The following is a 19,183-nucleotide window of genomic DNA, read 5'->3' on the forward strand; positions in this document are numbered from 1 at the left end:
AGGCTCAGACCCGCTCGAACCGCATGCCACGCACACGGTCGGTGTCGAAGGAGAATCCGACGACCTGGCCGTTTTCTCGTTCAAGGCTGAGCGACGCGCTGTTGGGCAGCGCGAAGTGGGGAATGGAGTGATAGCTGCCACAGCCTACGACGTCTTCGGAGTAGGGCTGCAATTCCCAGTAGCCACGACCGTGCAGGGGGAGCAGGTCGAGCACCAGCATTCCGTCACGCAGGGCGATCTCCACTTCCTTCGGATAGCCCCGCTGCCGGTAACGTCCGCAGAGTCCGGTCGCCAGCGACTCGGCTGTCGGCGGCGTCTCCGGCAGGCGCTCAAAGCGCTCAAGGTCGCCGCAGATGTGCATGTCGAGGGTATCGGGCGGATGGGCCCCTGCCGGCGGTTCGCGAATCTCGATGGTGCTGAAAGGGCCATCCGGCAGTGCCAGGCCCAGGCCCGCCTTCCTGAGCGGGCCCACGAGTTGGTTGTAGGTGGACAGCATCAACTGCTTCGGCAAGTCGGGCCGGACCTCCCGAGCATGGAGATCGACCAGGGTCCTGGAGTCGCGGCTGTACCAGCGACCCAGCACGGCGGGGTAGTCGGCGGCGACGGGTGGTAGCTCGGCCGGGGTGAGATCGTCCTCCAGCACCGCTTCCAGCACCTTCAGCGCAAGCGCTGCGCTGGGAACATCCATTCGATTGCTCATGACGACGATATCCAGCGCATGCCCGGGCGCCGTCAGCATCTGGTGCGTGGACCCCATGGTGGCGCCGGCATGGTGGATGATCTTCACGCCGCGGTGCTCATCGAACATCAACCCCAGGCCGTAGCAATGGCGGCTGCCGTTGGAAAAGATCTGCGGCTCAAGCAGGCGCTGCCAGGTTTGGTCACGGCCGATCTTCTTCCGCGCGCCTCCCAGTTGGGCGGTCCAGGCGAGCATGTCGTCGACGGTGGAAATGATTCCGCCACCGCCGAGGTTTTCATCGCAGGGATAAATGCCGCGCCGCCATTTCCCACCGGGGCTTTGGACATGGAGTGTCGCCATGCCGGGGACGATGTCGAGATCGCTGGCGAGCACGGCGGTGTCGTTCATGCCCAGGGGCGCGAAGATGCGATCCGCCATGAACTGACCCCAGCTCATGCCGCTCACCCGCTCGGTGACCAGGGACAGCAATTGGTAGCCGCTGTTGCTGTAGGCAAAGCGCGAGCCCGGCTCAAAGTTGCACTCCTGGAGCCGCGACATCATCTGCAGGTGCCCGCCGCCGGGCAGATTCGTGTAGTACCCGCCGTTCTGTACGAAGATGATCGGCAGGGGATCGTGGAGGCCACCGGTGTGATGCATCAACTGCAGCAGGCTCGGCCTGCCGCAGACGTCGCCCAGCTCCGGCAGCCAGGTGCCTATGGGCTTGTTGATGTCGAGCTTGCCTTCCTCCGCCAGCAGCAGGATGCCCAGGGCGCAGAATTGCTTGCTGGTTGAGCCGATCCGCATGCGCGTGCCGGGCGTCAGGGCGCTTGCATGCTCGATGCTGGCCAGGCCAAAACCGCGGCGATAGACCGGGCGGCCTCGTTGCGAAACCCCCACGATCACGCCAGGGGCGTCGCTGAGGTTCCAGGGCTTGAGCAGCTCGTCGAGCTTCTGCGTGATGGCGGCCGAAGCAGCCGGGACAGGGTCGGAGGAAAGGGACATGAACGTCTGGGATTCGAGGGTGGTCAGGTTTCGGCGGACGCCATCAATCGAACTGCATCGTCAACCGCAAGCTGATGGTGCGTGGCCGGATGTAGTTCCAGGTGGCCACCGGCCCGATGGGGGTGGAGCCCTGCGGCACGACTCGGCCTACCAGGCCGCGTTCATCGGTCAGGTTGGAGATGCCCAGTGTGAGCGAGGGCATCAGCGCGTAGTCAGGGCGCGCGACATTCAGGGTAAGACCGAACGTCCCGAAGTCGAAGATCGAGTAGGAGTTCTTGAGATCGCCATGGGCGGGGCCCCACTGGGCATAGTTCAGGGAGGCGTCTCCCAGCCAGTTGCCGACCAGGGTGTTGTAGGACAGGGTCGTCGTCGTCTGCACCTTGGGAACGGCCGGCAGGGTAGTGCCCGCCGGGATCACGTCGCCGCCGCCGCGATCGTAGGCCTCGCGGGTGCGCGCATCGGTATAGGAGGCGTTGAAGTTGACCGAGAGCCCCTGCAAGGGGGTCAGCCACGAGAAGGAACCCTCGGCACCCCGGATGCGCACCTTGCCGACGTTGTCGACGTAGGGATCGTTCGAAACCTGGCCGCCGGTCTGCTGCTGGAGCTGGGCTTCGTCCCAGCGGATGTCGAAGAGCGCCAGGTCCAGGCGCAGGGTCTTGTCCAGCCAATCCGTGCGCAAGCCGACTTCCGTGCTCCAGAGCACGCTCGAGTCGTAGCTGGTCGGGATCGGCGTGCCGGTGGCCGGGTTCGGGAAGGACAGCGGTGCAACCGTGGTGTTGATGCCGCCGAACTGGAAACCGCGCGCGACCGAGGCGTAGGCCATGATGTCGTCGTTGGGCTTGTAGGCCACGGAAAACTTGGGGCTGATGCCGGATTCGTCCTGTCCCACTGGGGTGGATTTGTAAGGCGTGCCCAGCGCGCTGGTGATCTGCTCACCCCTGAGGGAGGTCGTGTAGCGGCGTGCGCCCGCTGTCACTTCCCAATGCGCGCCCAGGTGACGCGTCAGCTCGCCATAAAATGCCGTCTCCCGGGCCTTCAGCGGATCGATGTCCGAGGACAGAACGGTTCCGATCGGGAGTGCAACCTCGGCATGGACCGTCGCCTGGTAATCGCGCCGGAAGACACCGACGATCCAGTCCCAATTGCCGCCGCCGGGCGAGACCAGCCGCAACTCCTGGCTGTTGCCCCGGGTGCTGTAGTCAAAGGGACCCCGGATGGTCTCGATGCCCAGGCCGCCCGTCAGGCTCAGGTTGCTGTCGACATCGCCATGCGAGCGCTTTTCCTGCCAGTTACCCTGGAGCACCAGCGTTCCCCAATCGTCGAACCGGTAGCGGGTATCGATGCTGGCCAAGCCGAAGCCGAAGTCAATGAAGCTCTCACCGACCTTGTAGTTGTTCTCGAAACGACCATCCGGGTTGTCGGCCAGCAGCACGTCATCCACGTGGGACTGCTGCTTGAGTCCCATCAGGTTGACGCTGAGCTTTTCCGTGGGCTCCCAGCGCCAGGCGGCGCGTGCAGTCCACTTGCGCCGGGTATCGGCGTCGGGGGTGTCGCGCTTCAGGTTGTCATAAAGGCCGGGCGCATTCTGCAGCAGGCCGGAAATGCGGAGCGCGGACTGGCCTCCGGTGGGTGTGTTCACGGCAAGCGCGTAGGTCTGATCCGCACCGCCGTCCTTCACGGAGACCCGGTCGACGAATCCGCGAACCAGGAAGTTATCCAGTTCCGGCTCATTGGGGGCATACCGTATCGCTCCGTTCAGGGCCGAGGCGCCGAAGGTGGTGCCCTGCGGTCCGCGCAGGATTTCCACGGTCTTCAGATCGAAAGGGTCAAGGTCCGGCGCACCGAAATTGCCGAAGGGATCGGTCATGGGGACGTCGCCGATGAACTGGCCCATGGTCTGGTTGCCCAGGCCGGTGTACGAACCGGGGCCGACGCCGCGAACCGTGAGATTGCGCCCGCGGGCTTCGCCGTATTCGCTGTCGACCAGGGTGATGCCCGGCGACTGCATCAGGTAGTCCTTCATGTCGCGTGCGCCGATCCTTTCCAGGTCCTCGCCCTTCAGCGCGGTGATGCTGACGGGAATCTCTCGCGAAGACTGCTCACGCTTGGTGGCCGTGACGATGATCTCTTCCAGTTGCCGCGGCGGCTGTCTCTGCTCGACCTGCCGGGGCGTCTCGGCCTTGGCCTCCGGCAGGGGAATGGTTTCCAGGATTTCGATGGCCGCACGATCCTGTGGGGCATTGCCGGCCGGGGGCGGTTCAGCTTGCGGGGCAGGGAGCGCTGCTACCGCGGGCGGGGATTCTGGCTCCGGCTCCAGCAGCAGAGAGTCCAGGATGTCGGCGTCCGAGGAGGTGTCCTGGGCGCTTTGCTCCCGCGGGGCTGCGGGCTGGGGTGTACCGGCGCTCGTCTCCGCGGATTGGGGGGAGGCCGGAGTGGACGGCTCCTGCGCCTGCGCATTGCCCAGCATGGCGGCCATCACGGTGCCGGCGGCCCAGCATCCTTGACGCGAAAGGAGAGAAATATTCATGCGATTCTCGAGTCGACCCCCGGGCCGTGGACGTAGGTGCGTCATAAAAAATGAGTGCTTGTTTTTTTATTTATAATCCCCGACCATTCAAAAAGCAAACAGGCTCCAGGAATCAGCAATGCCCAAGCGTGACGACGCCCACATGGACGCCCGGCGAAACCAGATCATCGATGGCCTGCTCGTCAGCGTGCGCAAGAAGGGCCTGGCGAATGTTTCGACGCAGGACGTAGCGACGGCTTGCGGCCTGAGCGTCGGATCGATCTACGTGCACTTCAAGAGCAAGGACGAGATTCTTCATGCTGCGATCCGCCGCTCGAGCCAGCGGCTTGAGAGCGGGGAGTTCTATGGGCAGTTCGGCAATCCCGCTGACTTCCTCAAGGTCATGGAGCGGGTGCTACGCTACTTCGACCAGTTGGCGAGCGATCCCATTCATGGGGCCGATCTCGAGATCACACTGATGGCTCGCCACGATCCCATCCTGCGCAAGGAGATCGAGATCAACCAGATCGCCCGTTTCGATTTCATCCGGAAGTGCGCCTCACTGATCCCGGGAGCAGATCGAGTTTCGAAGGCGGACCTGGACGTTCTTGCCGCGACGGTTGCCGCGTTGATGGCAGATGCCGACCAACGTGCGCTTGCCGGTATCGACGTCCAGCGCAAGCTGAAGATGACCGCGATCCGCCAGCTGGTCAGGATGATGATCCCGGCGTCTATCAGCGAAAAGGATGCTGCCTGAAGGCGGTTGTGTCTTAACGTCTGGTCCGCGCTTCCTTTGCTGCTATCGAGGCAAGATTGCCGCCTCTTCCGTTGGTTTCGTCTTCTCGCGCAACCGGTCCCTGAAGATGTCGGGTTAATTCTTGATAAGCGGTTCCATTTTTAAGGCCCCAGGATTACCTGCCCGCCGAGACGGTCTTCGGCCTACATGCCGATTTTCGCAAGCGTAGCGACGTATCGTCCTTTACCCATTCACTCGGCCAGCCCGAAGCCGCCGCGGGGCTTGCACCATCCTCGTGGATCGATCTGGCTTTCCTGTAAGGCGTGGCCTTGCTACTTGCGAAGAGGATCCGTCATCTCAGCCTGGAGGCCATCTCTGAAAATCCTCAGGATGGCGCCGATTGCGCCGTCGACGAAAGGCAGATGCTGCCGAATTGAGAGGTGGGCAAGCAGGCTTCACTGCCTCAGGGTCAGCGAAGACCAGCACAGTTCAGCGCGAATGTGCTGTGCATCCACCTGCAACTGGCTGACTGGAGGCGGCAGTGGGCGATGTTCAATCTCGCCATCGACAGCAAGCTTCGAGGACGTGACTTCGGAAAATGCCAAGTCGGCTTCTTGCGAACTGTCTAAAGTAGACGGTCGTGTCCTTATCTCTATTCAGCGCGTTGAATCATCCGAACGCCCATGCGGCAGTACTTGGCCCTGCCGTCCTGTTCACCCAGAAACAGGATGCGCGCGCCCTGATCGACCTGAGGCTTATTGAGTATCGCGAACTGGCCCGGCGCTACCGCGCGCAGGTTCAAAGTCATTCGGAGCGGCAGGCCCTTGGTGTCAATTTCGAGCTTCAAGTGCCCAGTGTCTCCGACAGAAACCTTCCAAGTCTGGAATATGCCTGCGTAGATGCCGACGTAACGCTGGTGATCAAACTTCATCGCGGGCAGCAGCGCCGGCTGGGGTTCCGGCGGCAGGCCTGCCACCTCAGTGAAGATGGCCCTGCGCAGCTCTTCGGGCAGCGTCGCATTGGGACTGTTGATGAACAGGGCGAAGGCGACATTCTGCTTCGGTAAGGCATGAAGGAAGGCGAACTGCGAAGTGCCTCCGTCATGATTGAAGGCCGGCGCCCCCTTTCCCGGACGCAGAAACCAGCTGAGGCCCATGTGGGTGTAGGTGCCGCGACTGTACGGCGGCATCAAAACCTGCGGTGTCTGCATGGCTCGGAAGGATTTCTGCGAAAGAATCGAAGCCTTGCCAGCGGTGCGGCGCGGCCCCTGCATATGTGCCTGCGCATACAGCAGAAGTCCAGATGCCGTCATGCTCAGCACCGACCCGGCACCGGCCATGCTCATCGGCAGGTAAGCCAATCCCGCCAGCGGCCAGCTACCCTTGGCGGCGGCGCCATGGCCCATGGCCATGCGGAAGCGCAGGGCTTCCGTGGGCTGCGTAATCGCGCGCGTGATGCCCAAAGGCTTGCAGATGCGCTCCAGCACCAGTTGATTCCAGTTGCTATTGCGAAGCACCTCGATGATCCGCTGCAACACCACATAGCCAGAGTTGCAGTAGGCCATGTACTCACCTGGCGAATGCAACTGCCCGAGCTTTCTCATCCCGCGCACGTAGCCTTCGGCGGTGCCACCCGTCTCGGTATCCGGCGGCAGGTAATCACCGTCCATGCCGCTGGTGTGGATCATCAGGTCACGCACCGTGAGTGTCGCGCTGCCCTGGTCGGCAGTGACGAAGTCCGGCAGGTACTGGCGCACTGGTGCATCCAGGTCCAGCAGGCCGTCGTCCACCAGTTGCATGGCAAGCGTCGCGGTGAATGTCTTGCTGATGGAACCGACCTGGAACAGCGTGTCCGGCGTAGCCTCAATGCGCTCTGGTGCATTCGCCCAGCCCGATGCCGCTGCATGGACCACGCCGTCCTTGAGAATGGCGAGGGAGACGCCGCAGATGTCGTGCTCCTTGCGGAGACGGTCCAAGGTGGTCTGCAGTCGCGCGCCGAGGAGCTTGAGAGAGCTTTTTTTCTTCATGGACGGATCGCGCTTTCCCGCGAGGCGGGCACTCGTCATTTGCGAACGGGGGCTTTCATCTCGACCTGGAGGCCGTTACGAAAAATCTTCAGGATCTGCCACAGCCGTTTCTCGCCTGGACCACCGAGAGTTTCAAAAGGCGCGAGGTTGCTCAGCGTTTCCGCGTAGACACGCTCGGTATGGGCGTGCTCGAAGACAACGGCCTTGATGGCAACAAGAACGTTGTGCGCCGATGCCGGGTCGAGTCCCGCCTTCACCAGGAGTTCGACCCCCGGACTTACCAGCGCGAGCGAATGCTCGGCCAGGTTCCGCCATTCTGCGTTGTAGTTGCTCTGGCTGAACTGCAGCGTGACGACAAAAGGGTACTGCTGCGTCAGCTTGAGCAAGACCTCGACATAGCTCTCAAGCCAGCTCGCCCAATCCGCGCCATTGATCCGGTCGAGATGCCGTAACGCCTCCGCGTACATCGCGGCATGCAGGCCCGCCTTGTCGCCAAACAGCCGGTAGAGGGTCGTCACGGTCGTCCCGAGCGACTCGGCCAGGGCCGGCAGGTTGAGATCGGAATCGGCGAGCATCATCGCGGCTGCCAGGACGGTATCGCGATCAATGCTCTTGGGCCGGCCGCGTGTCCGCCTCTGTGGTGCCGTCGTCTTCTTCATCGGTAGCTTCCGTCATTCGTTCGCTTCGGCCGTTGACAGCCGGGGTGTACGCATATTAGCTTACCTTATTACGTAATTAATTACGTAAAAATATACGGGGGCTTCATGAAGCGCCATTTGGGAACAGCAGTAATCGTGACGCTTCTAGCGTCGACCCTGTCGACGGCCAGGGCGGAGGCCCCCGCGACGCCTTCTCCGGAGGCCGAGCCCCCCGCAGAGCCGCCTGCAGCAACGGAGCCCGAAAGCGACCCCCTGGATTTCCTGCTGGACCAGGAAGCGGCGCCCCAACGAGGGCCCGCGGCTGCCTCGATCGCGCCGGATCTGCCGCCAGGATCGACCGCGCCTGTGCCCACGGCCTCTGCTGCGCGCGACTCCGGGGACATCTCCACGCAGGCGCAGCCGTATGAACAAACGATCCCGCTTGCGACCGCGCCGGAAGCCACTCCAGCGCTGGCCGAGGGCCAGCCTGACCGGCGCATCGAAGAGATCGTGGTCACGGCCAACAAACGCCAGCAAAGCGAGCGTAGCCTGGCGGGCTCCGTGAGCGCCGTCACGCGTGAGCGGCTCGACGAGGCCGGTGCCTCCAGCTTCGGCGAATACCTGTCGCTCTCGCCGGGCGTGAACTTCAATAGCGGTACGCCGGGTTACTCGGTCATCACCATCCGCGGTGTTTCCTCGGACACGATCCCCTCGCTCACCCAGACCGCCGTCGGCACCTACTACGACGACATTCCGCTCACCGATCCGGGAGCGACCATCGCGGTACCGGACATCGACGCCTTCGATGCGGAGCGGATCGAGGTGCTGCGAGGCCCGCAGGGCGCGCTCTACGGCTCGTCTTCTCTGGGTGGCGCGGTGAACTACATCCCCCAATCCCCCGACCCGGACAACTTTGGCTTCAATGCACAGGCCTTCGGCGACCTGAAGAAGAACAGCTCCCTTGGCGGTGGCGGAAGGCTGATGGCCAACATGCCACTACCGATAGACGGTGCGGCGCTGCGCGTCGTCGGCTACTACACGCATGTGCCGGGCTATATCGACAACGTCGGAATCGACCGCGAGCAAAGCAATTCCTCGACCACCAGTGGAGGGCGTGTGATCCTCGGGTTCGAGCCGACACCGGATTCGCGCCTGCGCTTCACGGCCTTGACGCAGCGCACCACCGTGGATGACGCCGGCTACGTGGACAAATCGCTCGGCGATCTCAAGAAGAACACCACCCAACTCGAGCCCAGCGAAAACCAGATCAAGCTGGGCGGTCTGCGCTACGAGCTCGACACGGATTACGGTAACTGGACTTTGGTCGGGTCCTACCAGGACAAGACCAGCGCCCTGAGTTTCGATGGCAAGGCCGCCCTGGGGTTGCAGGCCACCGGCCAACTGGCACCCCTGATTCTCACGCAGGGTGGCAGCGTGAAGGGGTACAGCGGTGAGCTGCGATACGTCTCGCCGGCTTGGGATCGTTTCGACTTCCTTGCCGGTGTTTCCTATGCGAACCGCGACGAGAATTTCGAGGTGGTCCTGGATTCGCGGGATCTGTTGCAGACGGCCAACCTGCTGCGCGCCGCCCTGGCACGACTCGGCCTCACCCTGCCGAGCCAGATCGACGCCGCAACGACGGTATTCGGCGAGTATGCGCAGATCGAGGCGCCGGAGACGGCTCTGTTCTTCGACGGCAACCTGCACATCACCGATACGATCAAGCTCACCGCCGGCGGTCGTTACTACCATAACGTCGTCGATAGCCATGTTCTGGCCCGCGGTCTTCTCGTTCTGCCGACAGGCAGCACTGAGTACCGGAAGGACAACTCTCAGTCCGCTCGGGGTTTCAATCCCAAGGTCTCACTGTCCTGGCAGGCGACGCCGGACTTGATGCTCTATGCGCTTTACTCTCGTGGCTATCGCTTGGGCGGCCCAAACCTTGCGCCGAGCACCCCGCTGACGCCCACCCCGCTGTTTTACGGTTCGGACGAGGTTCGTAACTACGAGGTCGGCATCAGGACCACTTGGCTCGATGGGGCGCTGAACGTCGATCTCACGGGGTTCTGGATTGACTGGCAGGACATGCCACTGCTGCTGACGAACAGCCTGCAACTGTTCAAGTACATCGACAATGTCGGCAACGCGCGTAGCCGCGGCATCGAGGCAAGTCTTGCCGTACGGCCGCTGTCATTCCTCACCGCGCGCTCCTCGTTGACCTGGCTCGACGCGCGCCTTCTCAACGACTTCGACCCGAACAATGGGCTGCCGCCGGCGAAGGCCGGCGACCGTCTGCCCGGCGCGCCGGAGTGGACGGTGACGAATTCCCTGATCGGCGCATGGAACTGGGGTTCACACTCGCCGTCACTTGCGCTGATCCACCGCTTCGAGAGCGCATCGTCGACCAATCTTTCCTTTCCGGATATCAAGAAGGGCAACTTCCACACGCTCGATGCGCGCGGCACCGCGCGGTTCGGTTCGTTCACCGTGGCCGCCTATGGCAAGAACCTGACCGATGCGCGGGGCACCAACGCATCCAACAACTACAAGCAGCCGTCCGGGGACACCACCGTGCTGCGCTACATCACTCCACCCCGCAGCTTCGGACTGGAGTTGGGCTATGCGTTTGAGTAAGGCCAACCGAAGCGTCGCCACCCGGCCGGTCATTGAAAGTTCACCGCTGCCGCCACCTACACAGGAAAGTCATGAGTAACACAGCCGCACCCAGGGTCAACCGCATGCAGCTCGCGGATGGCCGCACCTTGGCTTGGGCGGAGTACGGAGATCCGCGCGGGGTTCCGGTCTTCTACTTCCACGGTGGTGGCGCCTCATTGATCGAAGGCGGCTGCTTTGACCGGGATGCGCGCGATGCCGGCATCCGCCTGGTTGCCCCGTCGCGCCCCGGGGGGCTGCATTCCAGTCCCCGGCCCGTAATGCGGTCGACGGATTTCGCCTCCGACTGTGCGCAACTGGCGACGCGCCTGGGTATCGACAAGTTCGTGGTCACCGGGAATTCGAACGGCGGCCTGTTCACGATGGCGGTTGCGCACCAGTTGCCCGATCGGGTGATCGCCGCAGTCCCGATCAACTCGACCGTGCCCCTCTACGACCCGGACGTCTGGCCACTGGTCCCGTGGTCGCTCAAGGCCGCCATGCTCTTCTTCAGGACATTTCCATCGGTGTTCGTGCCGATGAACAGGTTCGCGGTCAAGAGCCGCCCGGATCGCTTCCTGCCCAAGGCCGCGGAGGCCGAGATCGCGCAGATCTACTTCGACAATCTCATGGCGATTACCCAAGACAGCATGCGGCCGGAGATCGGCTTCATGAACCGCCGATGGGATTTCGATCACCGCGCGATCCGTTGCCCCGTCCGCATTCTCTACGGGGTGGAGGACTTGGGGACTTGCTACGGCCCTCGCTGGGCTTCCGAATTGCCGGACGGCCAGTTCATGGCGATTCCGGATGGGCACCTCCCGATAGCGCCTGAACCACGCCGGATCCTGGCTGCGACCTGGCGGTCGTTCTTCGCCTAGGCCGCCTGCTCATGAAACGCTACGACTTTGCGATCGTCGGGGCCGGCATCGCCGGAGCCTCCGCTGCCGCTCGGCTTGCCTCCAAGGCCAGCGTACTGTTGCTGGAACAGGAGACCGCGCCCGGCTACCACAGCACCGGTCGCTCGGCCGCGCTCTACAGCGCGCTTTACGGCAACGACACCATCACCGCCATCACCCGCGCCAGCCGCGCCTTCTTCGATGCGCCGCCGGCTGGCTTTTGCGAGTACCCACTCCTGTCGCCGCGCGGCGTGCTGTTTGCGGGTTGCGAGGCCGACGCGGAGGCGATTGCGGAAATCGCCCGGCTGCCACTGGCACGGCGCATCGATACGGCGGAGGCGATCCGGCGGGTGCCGATACTTGCCGAGCAGTACGCCGCACATTGCGCGTGGGAAGCGGATGCCTTCGACGTGGATGTGCACGGACTTCATCAAGGCTTTCTGCGCATGGCGCGCGGGGCCGGCGCGGAGCTGGCCTGCGCTGCCGGCGTGACGGCGCTTACGCGCGAGCAGGGCGGCTGGCACATCGTCACCGCCCATGGCGAGTTCAGTGCCGGGGTGGTCATCAACGCGGCTGGCGCCTGGGCCGACCGCGTCGCGCAGCTGGCTGGCGCGCCGGCACTGGGTATACAGCCCTTGCGGCGCACGGCCATGATCATCGACGCCGAGCTGCCGGCGGGCTTCAGCCAATGGCCGGCAGTCATCGCCGCCGACGAGTCATGGTACATCAAGCCAGACGCCGGCCTGATGCTCGCGTCGCCCGCCGACGAAACGCCGACCGATCCTTGCGATGCGCAGCCGGAAGAGCTCGATGTCGCCATCTGCGCCGACCGCATCGAGAGTCGCACGCGCCTGCAGATCAGGCGGATCGTGCGCTCTTGGGCCGGCCTGCGCTCGTTCGCGCCGGATCGCACGCCGGTGGTTGGCTACGACCCGCAGGTCGAGCACTTCTTTTGGTTGGCCGGACAAGGGGGTTATGGCGTGCAGACCTGCCCTGCGTTGTCCCAGATCGCGGCGGCGCTGGCGCTGCGCGAGCCGATTCCCGCTCATATCCAGGACGAGGGCTTCGATGCCGCCCAGGTCTCGCCGTGCCGCTTCAGCTGAGTCGACGATGAAAGTCTTCAGCGCGTTCTTCGGCACCGAGACGAATACTGCGGCCGTGGTCCCCACCGGCTTTGCCGATTTCGAGCGCGCCGGCGTCTATCGTGGAGATGCCAGCATCCGCGATCCGCAAGGTTTCGGCGCCTCGCATGTCGAGCTCCGGCGCCTGGCCGCCATCGATGGCCACACGGTGGTGGAGAGTCTCACCGCGCATGCGCACCCCGCCGGAATTACCGCGCGCGCCGTGTACGAACGCTACCGCGACTGGATCATCGAGGACCTCACAGCGGCCATGCCGGTACAGGCCGTCGTGCTGGTGCTGCATGGCGCGATGGTCGCCGACGGCTACGACGACTGCGAGGGTGACCTGATTGCCCGGGTGCGCGAGGTCGCCGGCCCCTCGGTGCCGATCGGTGTGGAGCTCGACCTGCATTGCCATGTCAGCCCGAGAATGCTCGCCGGCGCCGATGCCATAGTCTGCTACAAGGAGTATCCGCACACGGATACGCTGGAACGCCTGGGTGAGGTTTACCGGCTGGTGGTGCGCCAGGCGCAGCAGGAAATACGGCCGGTGACGGCGCTGCACGACCTGCGAATGGTCGGGCTCTGGCACACCACGCGGGAGCCGATGAGATCCTTCGTCGAGCGCATGCAGTCGTTCGAGGGCAAGGACGGCATCCTGTCGGTGTCACTGGGCCATGGCTTCCCCTGGGGCGATGTCCCGGACACCGGCGCCAAGCTCTGGGTGATCGCCGATGGCGACCGATCGAAGGCTCAGCGGCTCGCCAACCAGCTGGGCGAGGAATTCTGGCAGCTGCGCGACCAGACTTGGGTCCCACCGATCCCGATTGCCGCCGCCATCGATCGCATGAGGGCGACGTCCGAAGGCACGCTGGTGTTCGCCGATGTCGCCGATAACGCCGGTGGCGGCGCTATGAGCGATAGCACTTTCATACTCCGGGCCATGCTCGAAGCCGGTATCAGCGATGCGGTCGTCGGCAGCTTCTGGGATCTCGGCGCCGTCGCGCTGTGCCGGAGCGCCGGTGTCGGGGCGAGCCTGAACCTGCGTATCGGCGGCAAATGCGGCCCGCAGTCTGGCGACCCGGTGGACGTGGCGGTCACGGTCAAGGCTATCGTCGAGGACCACGCACAGTACGGATTGAACTTCCGCTGGTCCTTGGGCACCGGAGTCTGGGTGCGCACCGAGGGCGGCATGGACATCGCGCTCAATACGGTCCGCTCGCAGATCTTCTCTCGCGAAGCCTTTGAGGGGCTCGGCATCCGCCTTGAGGGTCGCCCGGTGATCGTGGTGAAGTCCACGCAGCACTTCCATGCGTCATTCGCGCCCCTCGCTCGCGAGGTGCTGTACGTGGGCGCGCCCGGCTCGATCACGCAGAACTTCGCCGAGATGAGCTACCGCAGGCGCGACAACGATTTCTGGCCGCGGGTCGCCAATCCGCGCGGGACGTCGTGACTGCCCGCAAGAAGCCGACCACCAAGAGAAGCCTCGCAAATGATCTCCATCATCGGAACCCGTCCGACGCTCGCCAACGGCGCCGCCGTTCCGCTCAGCCCCGGCGTGCGCGCCGGAGATTTCCTGTTCCTGTCGGGTCAGTTGGGGCTGGACGAGAAGGGCAAGCCGGTCGCCGATGACATTGCCAGTCAGACGCGGCAGGCGATTGCGCGCCTGGAGGCCGTGCTCGCGCAGGCCGGCGGACGTCGAGACCAGATCGTGAAGGTCAACGTCTGGCTCACGGACACTGCGGACTTTCCCGCCTTCAACCAAGTCTATGCGGAGTTGTTTCCCGCTCGCCCGCCGGCCCGCTCCACCGTGGTCAGCCAACTGTTGATTCCTGGCGCGCGCGTCGAGATCGACGCCATCGCCTATCTCGGTTGAACTGATCATGTTGCGATGCGGAGAAAGACGCGGTTTGACGTGTTGTCAGAAGAGGAGTCATGAACGAGAGTTGCTGTCGCGCTTTCAGAATGCGATCCGCCTTCAATGAGAGCCTTGCCGCTGGTTTATGTCGGCAGCAGAGATTTCGGAAGCGGATCGTGACAAGCAGCGGCGATTGGGACACGGCGACCGATGGAAATGCCCCGCTGAATCCGGCGTTGTCGGTCCGCATTGATTTGAGGCCATGTCGCCTCAATCACCCTTGACGTGCGGGCATTGGACAAGATCAGCTACTCGAAGCCCTATCGAGTCGACCGTGCGGCATCACAATCTCGCAGGTTCCGAAGGAAAGACGGGAGCTCCTTGTACGGCAAGCAGGGAAGGTGCTTCTTGCACGCCGGTGAGCGAAGCGCGCGCTTGATTGGCGTAGCAGGATCCGATCTCACGGTTCCAGCGATCATCGCTCGGTCGTAGAGGGCCTCCACACGCTGACGAATTCTCGTGGCGGTCTCGTGATGAGACTGGTGCAGCGCTCCCAGCATCCCCGGTCTCATGCGACGGCCTGGGACATACAGACTGGGATAAAAACAAAAACCCCCGTGAAAACGGGGGTTTAGGAAGGTCCGGGAAGTCCCGGAACCGCTACTTGGCGGAGAGAGAGGGATTCGAACCCTCGATACGGTTATAAACCGTATACACGCTTTCCAGGCGTGCTCCTTCAACCGCTCGGACATCTCTCCAGGTTGAGGATCCGCCACGGCCAAGGCCGCGACGGGGCGCGCATTATACCGATTCCGGCCCGGATTTCCCGGCGGGGCGGCACCCTGCGCAAAAAACCTTACTGCGGCTTGAGCTTTTCCTTGGTCATCTTCTTGCGCTCCTCGGCTTTGGTCGGCGGGGCGACCTCGACCTCCTTGCCGGGCTTGTCCAGGGACACCTCGGGCATCGGGGGAGGGGTCTGCAGGCAGGCGCCTTCGGCGGCCGGCTGGGCGGCGGCCGGGGCGGGGGGAATGCGCAGGGCGGAGGCGGACTCCGGCACCTTCAGGCCGTCCACGGTGGTCAGCGGGGGCAGGGAGGTGGCCTTCTGGTATTCGTTGTCGCCGACGCAGGGATTGCGCGAGGCGCAGCCGGCCAGCAGGGCGGTAGCGAGGACAAGGACAGCAATACGGCTCATGAAACGGCTCCTGCAGCGCGCAACGCGGCGCGCACGGTGTCCTCGGCGGCGCTCGACAAGGGCACCAGCGGCAGGCGCAGGCCTGGCGGGATGCGCCCCATCTGGACCAGCGCCCACTTGACCGGGATCGGGTTGGGTTCGACAAACAGATCGCGGTGAAGTGCCGCCAGCGGTGCGTCGATGCGTGCGGCGGTTTCGGCGTCGCCGGCCAGGGCAGCTGCACACATGCGGTGCATGGCGCCCGGGGCGACGTTGGCGGTCACGGAGATGTCGCCGGCGCAGCCCAGCAGAATCGACTCGCGGGCGGTGGCGTCATCGCCGGAATAGATGGCGAAGTCCTTGGGCACCAGGGCCAGCAGTTCGCGGATGCGCGACAGCTCGCCCTTGGCCTCCTTGAGGCCGATGATGTTGGGGATCTGCGTCAGGCGCGCCACGGTGGCAGGCAGCAGGTCCACGCCGGTGCGGCCGGGGACGTTGTACAGGATGATCGGCAGGTCCACCGCCTCGGCGATCGCCTTGTAATGGCGATACATGCCCTCCTGCGGGGGCTTGTTGTAGTACGGGGTGACCAGCAGGGCGGCGTCGGCACCGGCGGCCTTGGCGGCGGCGGTCAGCTCGATGGCTTCCTTGGTGGAGTTGGCGCCGGTGCCGGCGATCACCGGGACGCGCTTGGCCGACAGCTTCACCACACGCCGGATCACTTCCACGTGCTCGTCCACCTCCAGGGTGGCCGACTCGCCGGTGGTGCCCACGGCGACGATGGCGTCGGTGCCTTCCGCGATATGCCATTCGACCAGCGCGTCCAGGCCGGTCCAGTCCACGGCCCCGTCGGGCAGCATGGGCGTGATGATGGCAACAATGCTGCCCTTGATCATGCGGGGGATTTCGTTCGGAAGTAGAGCTGCGATTATATCGCCGGAGGGCCGGTTTCCGACAGGGCGGGGCGCCGCCTGCCGGGGGCCGGGTTTGCTGCGGAGGGCGGGGGCATTAAACTCTGCGCCCTGAATGCGGTGCCCCCTACATGATGCCTCCCAACGACAACCTCCTCACCATTTCCGCCATCGGCAAGCCCAAGGGCAACGTGCCGCTGGAGCTGTTCAAGGCCATCCGCGAGCGCGGGGGCGAGGTGGAGGACTGCCGGATTGCCCAGATCGGCGACCGGCTCAGCGCCAACCTGCTGGTGTCGGGCAACTGGAGCACCCTGGGCCGCCTGGAGACCGCCCTGCCGGGCATCGCCGAGAAGCTGGAACTGCAGGTGCGCTACGAGCGCTGCGACGCCCGGCCGTTCAATCCGGATTTCCGCCCCTACGCGGCGGAGGTCATCGCCCCGCAGGAGCCCAACCTGCTGGTCAACATCCTGGAGTTCTTCCAGCACCAGGACGTGGTGGTGATGGAGATTTCCACGCAGAAGTACGCGTCCACCTATACCGGCGCCGAAATGGTGAGCGTGCAGATGGTGCTGCACGTGCCGGTCAGCCAGCATCCGCAGGCCTTGCGAGAGTCCTTCATGGACCTCTGCGACGACCTCAACGCCGACGGCATGCTGGACCCTATCAAGACCTGAGGGAGCCGTAGCCATGGCGTTCACCGTGGGAGACAAGATTCCGGACCTGAAGCTGGCCGCCACCGGTGGCCGCGAGGTCGCATTCCGCGCGCTGCGCGGCAAGCCGCTGGTGGTGTACTTCTACCCCAAGGACAACACGCCGGGCTGCACCCAGGAAGGCCAGGACTTCCGCGACCTCTACGAGCAGTTCACCGCGCAGGGCGCCGAGGTGCTGGGCATCTCCAAGGACAGCGTCCGCTCGCACGAGAACTTCGCCGCCAAGTACGAGTTCCCCTTCCCCCTGCTGTCGGACCCGGACGAGGCGGCCTGCAAAGCTTTCGACGTGATCCGCGAGAAGAGCATGTACGGCCGCAAGTACATGGGCGTGGACCGCAGCAGCTTCCTGTTCGACGCCAAGGGCGTGCTGGTGCGGGAGTGGCGCGGCGTGAAGATCAAGGGACACGTTGCCGAGGTGCTCGCCGCGCTCAAGACCGCCGTCGCCTGAGCCCTGCGCAAAGCACCTGAATCCGGCTTCGCCGGCTGGCTTCCTAAGGCGGTTTTTTTGGGCTAGTCTCCAGCTCAGGTGCATCGGCTCGGTCAGGAGCCGATGAAGTGTCAAACCGTCAAACGGTAGTCACAAATTACGATAAATAATCACATCTTCGAATGTGAACGGCCCTACGGGCCGGGGATGCTGACCGTCGCCCTTGTTTACCAGCCTGGCTTTCCCAGCGCTGCTTCCTTGCCCAGCTTTGCCGTGGTCCCCGCCGGCGCGCCTCGCGCGTCGATCTCCCCTGCTGCCCACTTACAGGCCTAATGACCAAGCGCAAGATCTTCGTTCTCGACACCAACGTGCTGATGCACGACCCGACCAGCCTGTTCCGCTTCGAGGAGCATGACCTGTTCATACCCATGGTGGTCCTGGAGGAGCTGGACGGACTCAAGAAAGGTACAACGGAAACCGCGCGCAGCGCCCGCCAGGTCAGCCGCATGCTCGACGACCTGGTGGCCGGCAAGAACCACGCGCAGATCGAAAAGGGCATACCGGTTCCCAGCGCGCTGTCGAGGAAGAACGGCAGTGGCGGCCGCCACAACCAGCCGGCCACCGGCAAACTGTTCTTCCAGACCCAGCCCACCGATGCCGCGTTGCCGGGCATCCTGCCGGGCAATAAGCCCGACAACAGCATCCTGCTGAGCGCGCTGGCGGTGCAGAACCAGAACACCGCCCGCCAGGTCACCCTGGTATCCAAGGACATCAACCTGCGCATCAAGGCGGCGATCGTCGGCGTGCACACCGAGGATTACCACAACGACCAGGTTCTGGACGACACCGACCTGCTCTACAGCGGCTATGTCGAGCTGCCGGCCGACTTCTGGGCTTCGCACGGCGACAAGATGGAAAGCTGGCAGGACGCGGTCGGCCGCGCCTGCTACCGCATCAAGGGCCCGCTGGTGACCAAGTGGCACGTCAACCAGTTCCTGTTCCTTCCGGACGGCGCGGAAAAGGGCCTGGAGCTGATGGTGCAGAAGATCGAAGGCAACGTCGCCGAGCTGCGCGTGGTGCGCGACTACCGCAGCGGCAAGTCCAGCGTCTGGGGGATCCACGCCAAGAACCGCGAGCAGAACTTCGCGCTCAACCTGCTGCTGGACCCGGACATCGACTTCGTCACCGTGCTCGGCACCGCCGGCACCGGCAAGACCCTGCTGACCCTGGCCGCGGGCCTGGCGCAGGTGCTGGACGAGCCGCGCTACCGCGAGATCATCATGACCCGCGTCACCGTGCCCCTGGGCGAGGACATCGGCTTCCTGCCGGGCACCGAAGAAGAAAAGATGACGCCCTGGATGGGGGCCATCATGGACAACCTCGAGGTGCTGACCCAGAACAGCAATGCCGGGGACTGGGAGCGCGCCGCCACCAACGATCTGCTGAGCAAGCGCATCAAGATCCGCTCGCTCAACTTCATGCGTGGCCGCACCTTCCTCAACCGCCTGGTGATCATCGACGAGGCGCAGAATCTCACCGCCAAGCAGATGAAGACGCTGATCACGCGCTGTGGCCCGGGCTCCAAGATGATCTGCCTGGGCAACCTCGCGCAGATCGACACGCCGTACCTCAGCGAGACCACCTCGGGCCTCACCTACGTCGTCGATCGCTTCCAGGGCTGGCCTCATGGCGGGCACGTGACGCTGGCGCGCGGCGAGCGCTCGCGACTCGCGGCCCACGCCTCGGATATCCTGTAGCCCAGGAACTTGGCGTCAGCCAAGCGCGTCATACGGAGAACGCTGGTCCCCAGCCATGAGCATTCAGGGCCGGGGACCGGTGTCGGACGC

The 19,183-nt window shown here is 64.2% G+C and carries 15 protein-coding genes and 1 tRNA gene; 9 read left to right on the top strand and 7 right to left on the bottom strand.

Features of this window, described 5'->3' with window-relative positions:
- Positions 1 to 4 precede the first annotated feature (4 nt).
- Positions 5 to 1,681 (bottom strand): serine hydrolase, encoded by a 1,677-nt coding sequence (locus tag QT386_RS01075; RefSeq protein ID WP_289271880.1) that lies wholly within the window; start codon positions 1,679 to 1,681, stop codon positions 5 to 7.
- A 43-nt stretch (positions 1,682 to 1,724) separates the two neighbouring features.
- Positions 1,725 to 4,208 (bottom strand): TonB-dependent receptor, encoded by a 2,484-nt coding sequence (locus tag QT386_RS01080; RefSeq protein WP_289271881.1) that lies wholly within the window; start codon positions 4,206 to 4,208, stop codon positions 1,725 to 1,727.
- Positions 4,209 to 4,326: 118 nt separating this feature from the next.
- Between QT386_RS01080 and QT386_RS01085 the strand changes: the two genes are divergently transcribed.
- The gene (locus tag QT386_RS01085) at positions 4,327 to 4,944 is read left to right on the top strand and encodes a TetR/AcrR family transcriptional regulator (RefSeq protein WP_289271882.1); all 618 of its coding nucleotides are present in this window, start codon (positions 4,327 to 4,329) and stop codon (positions 4,942 to 4,944) included.
- A 631-nt stretch (positions 4,945 to 5,575) separates the two neighbouring features.
- On the opposite strand, the gene QT386_RS01090 is transcribed toward QT386_RS01085, so the two are convergent.
- Both QT386_RS01090 and QT386_RS01095 read right to left on the bottom strand, forming a co-directional pair.
- Positions 5,576 to 6,949 (bottom strand): serine hydrolase, encoded by a 1,374-nt coding sequence (locus tag QT386_RS01090; RefSeq protein ID WP_289271883.1) that lies wholly within the window; start codon positions 6,947 to 6,949, stop codon positions 5,576 to 5,578.
- Between the two features lie 35 nt (positions 6,950 to 6,984).
- Complete coding sequence (locus tag QT386_RS01095; protein WP_289271884.1) at positions 6,985 to 7,608, bottom strand: TetR/AcrR family transcriptional regulator; 624 nt, start codon at positions 7,606 to 7,608, stop codon at positions 6,985 to 6,987.
- Between the two features lie 105 nt (positions 7,609 to 7,713).
- On the opposite strand from QT386_RS01095, the gene QT386_RS01100 reads away from it, so the two are divergent.
- The 5 genes from QT386_RS01100 to QT386_RS01120 all read left to right on the top strand — a co-directional run bounded on the left by QT386_RS01100 (position 7,714) and on the right by QT386_RS01120 (position 14,135).
- Positions 7,714 to 10,221, top strand: a complete 2,508-nt coding sequence (locus tag QT386_RS01100) for a TonB-dependent receptor (protein WP_289271885.1) — start codon at positions 7,714 to 7,716, stop codon at positions 10,219 to 10,221.
- 71 nt (positions 10,222 to 10,292) lie between these two features.
- Complete coding sequence (locus tag QT386_RS01105; RefSeq protein ID WP_289271886.1) at positions 10,293 to 11,120, top strand: alpha/beta fold hydrolase; 828 nt, start codon at positions 10,293 to 10,295, stop codon at positions 11,118 to 11,120.
- Between the two features lie 11 nt (positions 11,121 to 11,131).
- The gene (locus QT386_RS01110) at positions 11,132 to 12,241 is read left to right on the top strand and encodes an FAD-binding oxidoreductase (RefSeq protein WP_289271887.1); all 1,110 of its coding nucleotides are present in this window, start codon (positions 11,132 to 11,134) and stop codon (positions 12,239 to 12,241) included.
- A 7-nt stretch (positions 12,242 to 12,248) separates the two neighbouring features.
- Positions 12,249 to 13,712, top strand: a complete 1,464-nt coding sequence (locus tag QT386_RS01115) for a M81 family metallopeptidase (protein ID WP_289271888.1) — start codon at positions 12,249 to 12,251, stop codon at positions 13,710 to 13,712.
- A 39-nt stretch (positions 13,713 to 13,751) separates the two neighbouring features.
- On the top strand, positions 13,752 to 14,135 hold the full coding sequence (locus tag QT386_RS01120; RefSeq protein ID WP_289271889.1) for a RidA family protein: 384 nt from the start codon (positions 13,752 to 13,754) through the stop codon (positions 14,133 to 14,135).
- A 647-nt stretch (positions 14,136 to 14,782) separates the two neighbouring features.
- Here QT386_RS01120 and QT386_RS01125 read toward each other — a convergent pair.
- From QT386_RS01125 to dapA, 3 genes are all read right to left on the bottom strand, one after another.
- A tRNA-Ser gene (locus QT386_RS01125) sits at positions 14,783 to 14,875 on the bottom strand.
- Between the two features lie 98 nt (positions 14,876 to 14,973).
- Positions 14,974 to 15,309: a hypothetical protein gene (locus QT386_RS01130; RefSeq protein WP_289271890.1), complete on the bottom strand. Its 336-nt coding sequence runs from the start codon at positions 15,307 to 15,309 to the stop codon at positions 14,974 to 14,976.
- Entirely contained in the window at positions 15,306 to 16,184 is an 879-nt protein-coding gene (gene dapA, locus QT386_RS01135; protein WP_289271891.1) for a 4-hydroxy-tetrahydrodipicolinate synthase, read from the bottom strand. The genes QT386_RS01130 and dapA overlap by 4 nt, the downstream gene beginning before the upstream one ends.
- Positions 16,185 to 16,330: 146 nt before the next feature.
- On the opposite strand from dapA, the gene QT386_RS01140 reads away from it, so the two are divergent.
- The 3 genes from QT386_RS01140 to QT386_RS01150 all read left to right on the top strand — a co-directional run bounded on the left by QT386_RS01140 (position 16,331) and on the right by QT386_RS01150 (position 19,093).
- A complete protein-coding gene (locus tag QT386_RS01140; RefSeq protein ID WP_289271892.1) occupies positions 16,331 to 16,873 on the top strand; it encodes a glycine cleavage system protein R in 543 nt (180 codons plus the stop codon).
- A gap of 13 nt (positions 16,874 to 16,886) precedes the next feature.
- Positions 16,887 to 17,357 carry a peroxiredoxin gene (locus tag QT386_RS01145; RefSeq protein WP_289271893.1) on the top strand — a complete coding sequence of 157 codons (471 nt, stop codon included), beginning with the start codon at positions 16,887 to 16,889 and terminating at the stop codon, positions 17,355 to 17,357.
- 311 nt (positions 17,358 to 17,668) lie between these two features.
- Positions 17,669 to 19,093: a PhoH family protein gene (locus QT386_RS01150; RefSeq protein ID WP_289271894.1), complete on the top strand. Its 1,425-nt coding sequence runs from the start codon at positions 17,669 to 17,671 to the stop codon at positions 19,091 to 19,093.
- The last annotated feature ends 90 nt before the right edge of the window (positions 19,094 to 19,183 follow it).

Source organism: Solimonas sp. SE-A11, assembly GCF_030345715.1.
GTDB lineage: Bacteria > Pseudomonadota > Gammaproteobacteria > Nevskiales > Nevskiaceae > Solimonas_A.

Excerpts from the sequence above, each read along its gene's own strand:
- QT386_RS01075 (WP_289271880.1), bottom strand. The coding sequence starts at position 1,681 with ATGTCCCTTTCCTCCGACCCTGTCCCGGCTGCTTCGGCCGCCATCACG.
- QT386_RS01080 (WP_289271881.1), bottom strand. The coding sequence starts at position 4,208 with ATGAATATTTCTCTCCTTTCGCGTCAAGGATGCTGGGCCGCCGGCACC.
- QT386_RS01085 (WP_289271882.1), top strand. The coding sequence starts at position 4,327 with ATGCCCAAGCGTGACGACGCCCACATGGACGCCCGGCGAAACCAGATC.
- QT386_RS01090 (WP_289271883.1), bottom strand. The coding sequence starts at position 6,949 with ATGAAGAAAAAAAGCTCTCTCAAGCTCCTCGGCGCGCGACTGCAGACC.
- QT386_RS01095 (WP_289271884.1), bottom strand. The coding sequence starts at position 7,608 with ATGAAGAAGACGACGGCACCACAGAGGCGGACACGCGGCCGGCCCAAG.
- QT386_RS01100 (WP_289271885.1), top strand. The coding sequence starts at position 7,714 with ATGAAGCGCCATTTGGGAACAGCAGTAATCGTGACGCTTCTAGCGTCG.
- QT386_RS01105 (WP_289271886.1), top strand. The coding sequence starts at position 10,293 with ATGAGTAACACAGCCGCACCCAGGGTCAACCGCATGCAGCTCGCGGAT.
- QT386_RS01110 (WP_289271887.1), top strand. The coding sequence starts at position 11,132 with ATGAAACGCTACGACTTTGCGATCGTCGGGGCCGGCATCGCCGGAGCC.
- QT386_RS01115 (WP_289271888.1), top strand. The coding sequence starts at position 12,249 with ATGAAAGTCTTCAGCGCGTTCTTCGGCACCGAGACGAATACTGCGGCC.
- QT386_RS01120 (WP_289271889.1), top strand. The coding sequence starts at position 13,752 with ATGATCTCCATCATCGGAACCCGTCCGACGCTCGCCAACGGCGCCGCC.
- QT386_RS01130 (WP_289271890.1), bottom strand. The coding sequence starts at position 15,309 with ATGAGCCGTATTGCTGTCCTTGTCCTCGCTACCGCCCTGCTGGCCGGC.
- dapA (WP_289271891.1), bottom strand. The coding sequence starts at position 16,184 with ATGATCAAGGGCAGCATTGTTGCCATCATCACGCCCATGCTGCCCGAC.
- QT386_RS01140 (WP_289271892.1), top strand. The coding sequence starts at position 16,331 with ATGATGCCTCCCAACGACAACCTCCTCACCATTTCCGCCATCGGCAAG.
- QT386_RS01145 (WP_289271893.1), top strand. The coding sequence starts at position 16,887 with ATGGCGTTCACCGTGGGAGACAAGATTCCGGACCTGAAGCTGGCCGCC.
- QT386_RS01150 (WP_289271894.1), top strand. The coding sequence starts at position 17,669 with ATGACCAAGCGCAAGATCTTCGTTCTCGACACCAACGTGCTGATGCAC.